10 protein-coding genes are annotated in these 11227 nt (G+C 73.6%); 5 read left to right on the top strand and 5 right to left on the bottom strand.

Going from position 1 to position 11227, the window contains the following annotated elements:
* On the bottom strand, window positions 1–689 hold a 689-nt coding region (locus tag BKE38_RS27240; protein WP_165694299.1), incomplete at its 3' end, for a winged helix-turn-helix domain-containing protein.
* A gap of 121 nt (window positions 690–810) precedes the next feature.
* On the opposite strand from BKE38_RS27240, the gene BKE38_RS27245 reads away from it, so the two are divergent.
* Window positions 811–2529: a redoxin family protein gene (locus BKE38_RS27245; protein ID WP_076960328.1), complete on the top strand. Its 1719-nt coding sequence runs from the start codon at window positions 811–813 to the stop codon at window positions 2527–2529.
* A gap of 38 nt (window positions 2530–2567) precedes the next feature.
* Entirely contained in the window at window positions 2568–3557 is a 990-nt protein-coding gene (locus tag BKE38_RS27250) for an alpha/beta fold hydrolase (RefSeq protein WP_076960329.1), read from the top strand.
* A gap of 196 nt (window positions 3558–3753) precedes the next feature.
* Here BKE38_RS27250 and BKE38_RS27255 read toward each other — a convergent pair whose 3' ends face one another.
* Window positions 3754–4860 (bottom strand): alpha/beta fold hydrolase, encoded by a 1107-nt coding sequence (locus BKE38_RS27255; RefSeq protein ID WP_106409321.1) that lies wholly within the window; start codon window positions 4858–4860, stop codon window positions 3754–3756.
* Between the two features lie 242 nt (window positions 4861–5102).
* Between BKE38_RS27255 and BKE38_RS27260 the strand changes: the two genes are divergently transcribed.
* Window positions 5103–5966 carry an oxygenase MpaB family protein gene (locus BKE38_RS27260; RefSeq protein WP_076960330.1) on the top strand — a complete coding sequence of 288 codons (864 nt, stop codon included), beginning with the start codon at window positions 5103–5105 and terminating at the stop codon, window positions 5964–5966.
* Between the two features lie 16 nt (window positions 5967–5982).
* A complete protein-coding gene (locus tag BKE38_RS27265; protein ID WP_076960331.1) occupies window positions 5983–6912 on the top strand; it encodes a hypothetical protein in 930 nt (309 codons plus the stop codon).
* Window positions 6913–7253: 341 nt separating this feature from the next.
* Here the strand turns inward: BKE38_RS27265 and BKE38_RS27270 are convergent, their stop codons facing one another.
* The 3 genes from BKE38_RS27270 to BKE38_RS27280 are packed head-to-tail and all read right to left on the bottom strand — an operon-like array spanning window position 7254 to window position 10632.
* On the bottom strand, window positions 7254–7565 hold the full coding sequence (locus tag BKE38_RS27270; RefSeq protein ID WP_076960332.1) for a hypothetical protein: 312 nt from the start codon (window positions 7563–7565) through the stop codon (window positions 7254–7256).
* Window positions 7562–10069, bottom strand: a complete 2508-nt coding sequence (gene ctaD, locus BKE38_RS27275) for a cytochrome c oxidase subunit I (protein WP_076960333.1) — start codon at window positions 10067–10069, stop codon at window positions 7562–7564. Before ctaD ends, BKE38_RS27270 begins: the two co-directional genes overlap by 4 nt.
* Window positions 10066–10632: a cupredoxin domain-containing protein gene (locus BKE38_RS27280; protein WP_207553692.1), complete on the bottom strand. Its 567-nt coding sequence runs from the start codon at window positions 10630–10632 to the stop codon at window positions 10066–10068. The genes ctaD and BKE38_RS27280 overlap by 4 nt, the downstream gene beginning before the upstream one ends.
* A gap of 132 nt (window positions 10633–10764) precedes the next feature.
* Here BKE38_RS27280 and BKE38_RS27285 point away from each other — a divergent pair.
* On the top strand, window positions 10765–11227 hold a 463-nt coding region (locus tag BKE38_RS27285; RefSeq protein WP_076960336.1), incomplete at its 3' end, for a DUF2231 domain-containing protein.

Consider the following 11227-nt stretch of genomic DNA (forward strand, 5'->3'; position numbering starts at 1 on the left):
CGCGGGGCGAGCCAAGGAGGGATGGCGGGGCGAGAGGCGAAGTTGCGCAGGTCGCGGCCCGGCGCCCGGGCGACGGCGAGCGGCAGGGCGGCCGGATCGGCCAGCGGGCCGAGCTCCGCCAGCCAGACGCCGTCGGGGAGGCCGGCCGCGGCCTGGTCTGCCACCTCCAGCGCAAGCCGCGTCTTGCCGATGCCGCCGGGGCCGAGCAGCGTCACCAGCCGGCCCGAGGAGCGGCTGGGCGCCAGCAGGGCCAGCACCGCCTGCAGGTCGGCCTCGCGCCCGATCAGCCGGGTCAGCGGGCGCGGCAGGCTGGCGGGCCCCTGGCCCGGGGTGGCGTCCGGGTCGGCCGCCGGGGCCGGGGAGGGGGCGGCCCCCGCATCCACCAGCGGCGCGACGAAGCGGTAGCCACGGCCGGAGGCGGTGGCGATCACGCCGCCGCCCAGCAGCTTGCGCAGCGCCGCGACATGCACGGTCAGGTTGCCTTCCTCGACCACGCGGCCGGGCCAGACGCGCTGCAGCAGCTCGTCCTTGGTGACGATGCGGTCGCGGTGCTCGACCAGGGCCAGCAGCAGGTCGAAGGCGCGGCCGCCGATCCGCGCCTCGCGCCCGTCGACCAGCAGGGCGCGGCGCGCGGGCAGCAGCGCATAGCGTCCGAAGCGGTGGTGGTCGGCAGGGGTGTCGGACGGCATGGCGGCGGCAGGCTACCGCGTCGCGGCGCTTAGGAAAAATTCGGAATTTAAGCGGCCGCGCCACAAGGACTTTGCCGCCCGCCGGCCGCAGGGTCCGCCCGATCCAACCGGGAGGCGCATCGTGACCTTCTTCCTGCTCGCCTATCTCGCCGGGGTGCTGACCATCCTCAGCCCCTGCATCCTGCCCGTGCTGCCCTTCATCTTGGCCCGCGCCGACCGGCCCTTCCGCCAGGGGACGCTGCCGCTGCTGGCCGGGCTGGCGCTGGGCTTCGTGCTGGTGGCCAGCCTCGGCGCCGTGGCCGGTGGCTGGGCCGTCGACGCGCATCGCGGCGGCCGCGCCGTGGCGCTGGCGCTGCTGGCGCTGTCCGGCCTGGCGCTGCTGTGGCCGGGCCTTGCCACCCGTCTGGCGGCGCCGCTCGCCCGGCTGGGCGACCGGCTGGGGGGGCGGGCGGCCATGATCCGCTCGCCGCGCCTGGCCGCCCTGCTGCTGGGGCTGGCGACGGGGCTGGTCTGGGCGCCCTGCGCCGGGCCGGTGCTCGGCCTGATCCTGACCGGCGCGGCGCTGCAGGGCCCCGGCGCCCAGAGCACCCTGCTGCTGGCCGGCTCTGCGGCGGGGGCGGCGACCGTGCTGGGCCTGGCCACCGCCCTGGGCCAGCGCCTGCTGCGCGCCCTGCCCGGCATCCTGCCGGCCGCCAGCGGGCTGCTGCGCCGCGGCCTGGGCGGGCTGGCGGTGCTGGCCGTCATCGCCATCGGCCTCGGCCTCGACACCCGGCTGCTGGCCCGCACCCCGCTGGCCGGCGCGGCGCCGCTAGAGCAGGCGCTGGTCGATGCCTTGCAGCCTGGAGAAGCCCCCGCCATGCCGCCGCAGCCTGCAGCCCTGCCGGTGCTGGGCACCCTGCCCGGGCTCGACGGCGCGGTGGCCTGGCTGAACACGCCGCCGCTGACGCCGCAGGCGCTGCGCGGCAAGGTCGTGCTGGTCAATTTCTGGACCTATTCCTGCATCAACTGCCTGCGCAGCCTGCCGCATCTGCGCGCCTGGGCGCAGCGCTATGCCGATCAGGGCCTGGTGGTGCTGGGCGTGCACACGCCGGAATTCGCCTTCGAGCGCGACGCCGGCAATGTGCGCCGCGCCCTGCGCGACCTCGACATCGCCTATCCGGTCGCCGTCGACAGCCGCTTCGCCCTGTGGCGCGCCTTCGGCAACAGCGCCTGGCCGGCGTTCTATCTGGTGGATGCCGAGGGCCGCCTGCGCCACGTGCAGGCCGGCGAGGGCGGCGAGGCCCGCCTCGAGGCCGCGCTCCGCGCCCTGCTGGCCGAGGCAGGGGGCGCCCCGGCCGCGGCGCCGCCGGTCGCCTTGCGGCAGCCCGGCGCCCAGGCGGCGCCCGACTTCGCCCGGCTGCGCTCGCCCGAAAGCTATCTCGGCTACCGCCAGGCGCAGGCCTATGCCGGGCGCGAGCCGCTGCGCCAGGACGCGCCGCAATCCTATCGCGGCGTGGCGCCGGGGCTGAACGGCTGGAGCCTGGACGGCCGCTGGACGGTGGGCGGCGAGCAGGCCGTGCTGGACGCGGCCGGCGGCGGCATCCTGATGCGCTTCCAGGCGCGCGACCTGCACCTGGTCATGGGTGCCCGCGACGCCGCGCCGCGCCGCTTCCGGGTCACCATCGATGGCCAGCCGCCCGGCGCCGACCACGGCGCGGACACCGATGCCGCGGGCTTCGGCACCATCGACGGCCAGCGCCTCTACCAGCTGCTGCGCCAGAAAGCCGAGGTGCGCCCGCGGCTTTTCGAGATCCGGTTCCTCGATGCCGGCGCCGAGGCCTACGCCTTCACCTTCGGCTGATGCCGACGATTTTCTTCTCGCTCACAAGGATGATCCCGATGTCCGCTGCTTCCTCCCTCTCTCGCCGCCACCTTCTGGGCGCCGCCGGCCTCGCGGCTCTGGCGACCACGGCCCGGGCCCAGCCATCCGCTGGCTTCGGCCCGCTGAAGCAGGTCGCCGCCGGCGTGCTGGACACCGGCTATGCCGAGCTCGGCGCGCCGGAAGCGCCGGTGGTCATCCTGCTGCATGGCTGGCCCTATGACATCCACACCTATGCCGAGGTGGCGCCGCTGCTGGCCGCCCAGGGCTATCGCGTCATCGTGCCCTTCCTGCGCGGCCATGGCAGCACCCGCTTTCTGGACGCGGCCACGCCACGCAACGGCCAGCAGGCGGCGATCGCGGTCGACATCCTGGCGCTGATGGACGCGCTGCGCATCGAGCGCGCCGTGGTCGGCGGCTGCGACTGGGGCGCGCGGACGGCGAATATCCTCGCGGCGCTGTGGCCGGAACGGGTGACGGCGCTGGTCTCGGTCAGCGGCTATCTGATCGGCAGCCCGGCAGCCAACCAGGCGCCGCTGCCGCCGCAGGCCGAGCTGTCCTGGTGGTACCAGTTCTATTTCGCGACCGAGCGCGGCCGCGCCGGCTATGCCCGCAACACCGACGACTTCGCGCGGCTGATCTGGCGCCAGGCCTCGCCGCGCTGGACCTTCGACGAGGCGACCTTCCAGCGCAGCGCACGGTCTTTCGCAAATCCCGACCACGTCGCCATCACCATCCACAACTATCGCTGGCGCCTGGGCCTGGCCGAAGGCGAGCCGCGCCACGACGCGCTGGAGGCGCGGCTGGCGACCTTCCCCCGCATCGGCGTGCCCAGCATCACGCTGGAAGGCGATGCCAATGGCGCGCCGCATCCGGACCCTGCGGCCTATGCGGCGAAGTTCACCGGCCGCTATGCGCACCGCCTGCTGACCGGCGGCATCGGCCACAACCTGCCGCAGGAAGCGCCGCAGGCCTTCGCCCAGGCGATCATCGATGCCGATCGCGGCTGACCGGGCAGGGCGGCCCGCGCCGCGCCGGGCGCCGCTGCCCGCCCTCAGGTTTCAACCTCGCCTTTGCCGGTCGGCGGCCTTATCGCCTCGATCCTGATGGGGCGGCGGGTGGCTGGAGGTCAGGGGTGCCGCGTCTTCGCCCGGCGCGAGGAAGGCAGGGGCGCTCCTTCGTCGAAGGGGCGCTCCGACCATCGCCTCACCGGCCGGTCGCGCTGGCGGCCAGGGCGATCAGCCGCTGCGCCACGGCCTCCGGCTGCTCCTGCTGCACCCAGTGGCCGGCGCCCGGGATCAGCTGCAGGCCGCGGAAATCGGCGCAGGCCGCCTCCTGCATCCGGGTCAGGGCGAAGGGCGCCTGGTGGATGCCCCAGTCGCTGCTGCCGGCGATGAAGATGGCCGGCACCTCGATCCGCCGGCCGCCGAACAGCACCAGATCCGCCGCATTCGCGCCGCCCGTGTTGCAGCGATAGGATTGCAGCCCGCCGGCGAAGCCGGTGCGGGCATATTCCGCCGCATAGACGGCCAGTTCCGCATCGGTGAGCCAGGGCGCCTCGGCGGGCGGCAGGTGCGGCGCCACCGCCTCCGGCATCGTCGCCTCCAGGGGCATGACGTAGTAGTCGGGCAGCTTCGCCAGTTCCTCCGGCGTCCAGCCGGCCAGCGGGAAGGGCTGATTGCCCGGCCAGTCGGCGCTCTTGTGGTGGTAGTAGGCGCGCAGGAAGGCGTGCAGCCCCTGCGGCGGGCGGTCCATCTCCGCGGCGGCGCGGCGTTCGGCGTAATACCACTGGTAGTGCTTGCGCGGCGGCTGCAGCCCGGCCAGGCCGGCATCCGGATTGCCTGCCGGCGGCACGCCGAAGCGCGGCGGGCCGGCGAAGGGCGCGCTCATCATCGCCAGGCGCCGGAAGACATCGGGGCGGATCAGCGCCGACCAGGCCGCGACCGAGGAGCCGTAGTCGTGCCCCACCACCATCTCGACCTGCGGCAGCCCGAGCGCCTGCAGCAGGGCCAGCTGGTCGCGCACCATGTTGAGCATCTGGAAGGGCGCCAGCGGCTCGTCATAGCCCGCGCTCCATCCCGTCGTGCGGCCATAGCCGCGCAGGTCGGGCGCGATGACGTGGTGGCCGGCCGCGGCGAGGGCGGGCATCACCTTGCGCCAGGAGAAGGCCAGCTCCGGAAAGCCGTGCAGCAGCAGCACCGCCGGCTGCCCGGCCTGTCCGGCCTCGAGCAGATGGACGGCGAGGCCGTTCACGCCATTCAGGATGCGGCTGCGGAGGCCGGCGGGCAGCAGGGCAGGATCGAGAGGCGTCACGTGTCGGGGTTTCCTCGGTTGGTTCCGGGCCGTCTTGATGTCGCGGCAGTCGGAGGCGTTGCTGAAGGCCGGCCTCGCCCGCGACGCGGACGCGCTCAAAGCCTGTGTCGCACAGGCTGAGGCGCTGCACGACGGTCCTGCATGGCACGATGCTGCAGGGCAGCTCGGGCGGGACGCTCCCCGATCCAGGCCCGGCGCGGCCTCGCCTTGTCGAGGGCCGGACCCCGACCATATCGAAGGTCATGGCTTACCCCTTGCCGCGCGCCCTGCAGCCGGACCCGGCGCAGGCCCTGAAGTCCGCCATCACCGCCCGTGTCGTCGCCCTGTTCAACGACCGCGGGCGGGGCGAGGCGCCGGTGGTGCGCCGGACGGACGGCCTGTTCGGCCCCCGGGCGGTGGCCTGGCGTGTCCATGGCGACGTGGCCTCGATGATGGTGGGCGGCATCGCCTCGCTGCTGCTGCAGATGCTGCATCCGGCGGTGCTGGCCGGCGTCTGGGACCATTCCAACTTCCGCGCCGACATGCAGGGCCGGCTGCGGCGCACCGCGCGCTTCATCGCCCTGACCACCTATGGCGGGCGTGAGGAGGCGGAGGCGGTGATGGCGCGGGTGCGCCAGATCCATGAGCGGGTCCGCGGCACCCTGCCCGACGGCACGCCCTATGCCGCCGGCGACCCGGCGCTGCTCGCCTGGGTGCATGTGACGGAGGCCACCTGCTTCCTGAGCGCCTGGCGGCGCTATGCGGAGCCCGGCATGTCGCTGGCCGACCAGGACCGCTACTTCGCGGAGATGGCGCAGGTGGCGCGCGCCCTGGGCGCGGCGCCCGTGCCCTGCAGCCTGGCGGAGGCGCAGCACCTGATCGGCGCCTACCGGCCGCAGCTGCGCGCCGACGCCCGCACGCGGGAGGTTCGCCGCCTGGTGCTGAAGGCGGCCGAGGCCGATCGGGTGACGGCCGGCATGCAGGTGCTGGCGAACCAGGCGGCGATCGACCTCCTGCCGGGCTGGTCCCGGCGGCTGCACGGGCTGCCCAATCCGCTGCTGGGCCGGCCGCTGGTGCGGGCGGGAACGCTGGGGATCGCGCAGACCCTGCGCTGGGCCTTCCGCTGACCATGGGGAGCGGCCCGTGACCGAGCCGGCGACGGCGTTCAGCGCGACGCAGCACAGCCCTGGGGACGGCCCGCCCGGGGCGACGGCCCGCTTCCCCTATGACCGCATGACGGTGGAACGCTTCCGCGAGGCCTTCCCCCAGGCCCGCTGGCGCGACGATCTGGGCGCCTGGTTCGTTCCCGGCACACGGGCGGAACGCCGCCTGACGCGGTGGATGGGCCGGGAATGGTCCGGCGTGCTGGTCTATGCGGATCAACGCGGCCGCGATGCCTTCACCTTCGAGCCGATCGCCAGTCCCTATCTGGAGGTCGCCGACGACCTCCTGGTCCGCACGCCCTATTCCCGCACAGTCATCGCCGAGCTGCGGGAGGTGCCCTGGGCCCGTTGGGACGGGACATCGAAGGTCTGGCGCGTGCCATTCCGGTCGTTCGAGGCGCTGCAGAAGCGCTGGCCCGCGATCGAGGCCGCTGCCCGTATGGCCGAGCCCGAGGCGCGGCGCCAGCGCGCGGTGAGCCGCAGGACCGCCGCCGAGGCGGCGGACCGGCGTGCCGAGGCAGCCGAGCGTCGCCGCAACCGCTATCCCGTGGCAGCCGATGCGCTGCCGCCGCTCGATCGGGTGCTGATGACCCATCTGGGCTGCGTGGTCTTCGAGGCGGTCACCGGCGAGCTGGCCGATCCGGCGACGCTGGCCCGCTTCTACCCGGGCATCGTCACCGAATCCGCCACGCCGATCTGGGCGACCTGGCGCCGGCCGGGCCATGCCGAGCTGGTGCGGGCCTGGCCCGCCCGAGCCGAAGTCACCCCGGCCGAGCTGACGCGCGGCTGGTGGCAGCCGGATATCACGGTGCTGCGGGAGGAACGCCGCCGGGCGGCCTCGCTGGAACGGGCACGAGCGACGCGGCAGGCCAGGCGCCTCGGGCGCCTGGCAGCAGAATCGGAGAGCTGAGGACCCTGTCTATGCCGCCGGCAGTGCCGGCGTGGAATGTCGCTTCTGGCCTGAATGGGCCGTCCTGCGGACCTGGCCGCGCCTTCAGCTGCGTGAAGGCCACCTGTAGCACGAGGCCTTGGGGTTCGCGCGGCGTGCGGAAGAGCACGAAGCCGCGCCGCCACGCCGAACGGCGGGGCGAGCTTCATCGCCGGCGCGGAACTCTGCGACGAGGGCGGGATGCCGCAGGTCTGTTCGAACGAGCGACGGCGCAGGCCCCGCAGGGCGGGCAGGGCCGCGGCTGATGCGCCCCGATCCGCGCCGCCCAGACTGGCGCGCCTCCCGATCCCGCTTGGGCGGGCCTAGAGGCATTCCGAGGCAATGACCGTCGGCAATCCGGTGACAAGGGTGACGCCGCAGCCCGCCAGGGCCGAGGCCAGGCCCAGGCGCCGCGGCAGCCCTGCAGGCATGCGCGCCGCCACCAGCACCACGGCCAGCCCGCCGGCGCAGAAGGTCAGCCAGGTCCCGACCAGGACCAGGCGGAACAGCGAGACACCGGCGCCACCGATGTCCTGCCAACCGATAGCGCAGCCCAGGCCATGCAGCCCGTAGAGCAGCGAGAAGCCGAAGGCCCAGACCAGCAGGCCGGCCGAGGCGCGGGCCAGCAGCCTCATGGCAGCAGCGCCGGGGCGAGCACGCAGGCCAGCACGATCAGCACCGCCGCCGCCGCATAGTCGTTGAACAGGCGCGCCACCGCGGGCTCCAGCCCGCAGCCTGGACGGATATGGCCGGAGCCCAGGCGGGCGCAGACGAAGGCCGCCAGCAGCGCGGCGAGCAGGGCATGCAGCGCCGCATAGGCCAGCAGTGCCCAGGAGGCCGCGGCATAGGCGTGGCTGTCGGGCGGCGGCAGCCCGGCGGCGCCCAGCCAGGCCAGCGCGGCGGCGGCCAGCAGCTGCGCGCCTGCCGCCGCCGCGGCGGCGCGCCGGGCTGCCGGCCGGCGCCCCTCCTGGCTCGCCGTGGCCGCAAGGCGCGCCAGCAGCATGCCGGCCGCCGCCGCCGCCAGTGCTGCCGCCAGCGCCGGCGTCCAGCCGCCCTGGATCATCGCGGGCGGCGGCCAGTTCGGCGCCACCACCCAGAGGAAGGCATAGCCGAAGAGCAGCGATCCCAGCAGCGTGGCATCGGCGACCAGCAGGAAGACGCTGCCCCACCAGCCCGGCGCGCCGGCGGCCTCGCGATGCGTCGGCGCGGTCTGGCCGGGGCGGATCGAGACCGGGCCGATGGCGGCGCGCCCGCCCAGCACCCAGGCCCAGCGCCAGGCCAGCGCCGCCACCGCCACCACCGGCAGCAGCGCCAGCCAGTAGAGGCCGGCCAGCAGCGCCAGGAAGAAGCTGCCGGTGACCAGCGCGGTCAGGATCGGCAGCCGGGTGTTGCCCGGCAGCAGGACGACGTGGTCGACCGCGCCGCTGCCCATGTCGACCGCCATGGTCTCGCGCCAGCCGTGGCGCGCCTCGGCCAGGTAGCCCTCGCCGCGGGCCAGCCGCTGCGGCAGGCCAGGATCGGCGGCGAGGGGGCCGTCATGCGGCGTGTCGTCCGCCAGATGCGGCTGGCTGGCAAAGTTGTAGGCCGGCGCCGGCACCGGCATCGCCCATTCCAGGCTGTGCGCGCCCCAAGGGTTGCGGCGGCTGCGGCGGCCGAGGAAGACCTGCAGCGCCACGTCGATCACGAACAGCGCGAAGCCGAAGGCCATGATGAAGCTGCCGACCGAGGAGAGCAGGTTCAGCCAGGTCCAGCCCATCTCCTCCGGATAGGTATAGATGCGCCGCGGCATGCCCAGCAGCCCGGTCAGGTGCATCAGGAAGAAGGTCAGGTTGAAGCCGACCAGGATCAGCCAGAAGGCGGCCTCGCCCAGCAGCGGCACGCGGGCGCGGCCGGTGACATGCGGCAGCCAGTAATAGGCGCCGGCCAGCATCGGGAAGATGAAGCCGCCGACCAGGACATAGTGCAGATGCGCCACGACGAAATGCGTATCATGCGCCTGCCAGTCGAAGGGCACCATCGCCAGCATCACCCCGGTCATGCCGCCCAGTACGAAGACCAGGAAGAAGCCGAGCAGGTAGAGCATCGGCAGGCGGAGCTGCGGCCGGCCCTGCCACAGCGTGCCGATCCAGGCGAAGATCTGCAGCCCGGTCGGCACCGCGACCAGCGCCGAGGCGGCGGAGAAGAAGCCCAGCGCCATATGCGGGATGCCGGTGGTGAACATGTGGTGCACCCAGAGGCCGAAGCTGAGGAAGGCCAGGGCCAGCAGCGCCGCGACGATCCAGCCGTAGCCGAGGATCCGGCTGCGCGCCATCACCGGCAGCACGGTGGAGACCACGCCGGCGGCGGGCAGGAAGATGATGTAGACCTCCGGATGGCCGAACAGCCAGAACAGGTGCTGCCACAGCAGCGGGCTGCCGCCGCGGGCCGGGTCGAAGAAGGGCCAGTCGAAGGCGCGCTCCACCTCCAGCAGGATCGAGCCCAGGATCAGCGGCGGGAAGGCCACGATCATCATCAGCGCGGTGACCAGCAGGTACCAGGCGAAGAGCGGCATCCGCTCCAGCCGCATGCCGGGCGCGCGCAGCTTCAGGATGGAGACGGTGATCTCGATCGCCGCGGCGATCGCCGAGATCTCGACGAAGGTGATGCCGAGCAGCCAGACATCGGCGTTGATGCCCGGCGTATAGGCCTTCGACGACAGCGGCGTGTACATGAACCAGCCGCCATCGGGCGCGACGCCCATGACCAGGGCCGCGATGAGGATGCTGCCGCCGAACAGGTAGCACCACCAGCCATAGGCGGAGAGGCGCGGGAAGGCCATGTCGCGGCTGCCCAGCAGCTTCGGCAGCAGGTACAGCGCCAGCCCCTCGAACATCGGGATGGCGAAGAGGAACATCATGATGCTGCCATGCATCGTGAACAGCTGGTTGTAGATCTCGGGCCCGACGAAGGCGCTGCCCGGCGTCGCTAGCTGGGCGCGGATCAGCATGGCCAGCACGCCGCCGATGGCGAAGAAGGCGAAGGCGGCCAGGATGAAGCGTTTGCCGATATCGGAATGGTTGACCGAGCAGAGCGTGCCGCGCCAGCCGCGCGGCGCGCCCCAGATCGCGGTCAGCGCCTTGTGCCGGGCAACCGGCGTCATGGCTGCTGCCCGCGCTGGAAGGCGGCCCATCCCGCCGCGTCATGCGCCACCACGCGGAAGCGGTGGCGGGCATGCTCCAGGCCGCAGAACTCGGCGCATTGCCCCTCGAAGACGCCGGGCCGCGTGGCCTCGATGCGCAGCAGGTTCACATGGCCGGGGACCACGTCCATCTTGCCGGCCAGCCGCGGCACCCAGAAGCTGTGGATCACGTCATTCCCCTGCAGCCGCACATCGACCGGCCGCCCGGCCGGGATATGCATCACGTCGCGCGTCACGATCGGGCCGTCGGCGCCGGGCTGGGTGAAGTCCCAGTACCACTGGTGGCCGCTGGCGCCGATCACCACCCGCTCCGGCGCGGCGCGGGCCACCATGCGCTCGCCGACCACCAGGGCGGAGCCCAGCAGCAGCAGCAGCAGCGTGGTCGGCATCGCGACGCCGAGCCCGCCCAGCCACAGGCCGGCCGGGGCGCGGCGGCCGCCGGGGGCCTCGGCCCCGCCGCGGCGGAAGGCCAGCGCCAGCAGCACCATCACCAGCAGCGTCAGCGCCGCGGCGCCTGCCAGCATCGCCCACCACAGGGTCGCGGCGGCCTGCGCGGCGGGCCCCGCCGCGTCCAGCGTCGACAGCGGCCCGGAGCAACCGCCGATGGCCAGGATCGTTGTCGCGGCGCAGAAGATTTTCCGAAGGGGGGCCGCGCGATGACCGCAGACCGTGCCGAGACCGCCGGCGAGACGACGGGCCTGGCCGATCCGATCGCCGACAACCCGCATTTCCACCGCACCCAGTCGCGCATCGCCGTGGTCGGCCATCCGGTGCACGCCATGCTGGTCGCCTTCCCGATCGCCCTGACCATGAGCACCCTGGCGGCGGACGGCTTCTACTGGTGGACCGGCGACGCCTTCTGGGCGCGGGCGGCGCTGTGGTCCAGCGGCGGCGCCTTCCTGATGGGGCTGGCCGCCGGCCTGTCCGGCACGGTCGAGCTGCTGATGGTCAGGGGCATCCGCATCCGCGCGGCCAGCTGGACGCATTTCATCCTCGCGGTGATGCTGCTGTCGATCCTGGGCGCCAATTGGGGCCTGCGGCTGGACGGCTACCAGCAGGCGGTGCTGCCCTGGGGGCTGCTGCTGTCGGGCTTCGCGGCGTTCTTCACCGGCATGACGG

This window comes from Teichococcus deserti (assembly GCF_001982615.1).
Lineage (GTDB): Bacteria > Pseudomonadota > Alphaproteobacteria > Acetobacterales > Acetobacteraceae > Pseudoroseomonas > Pseudoroseomonas deserti.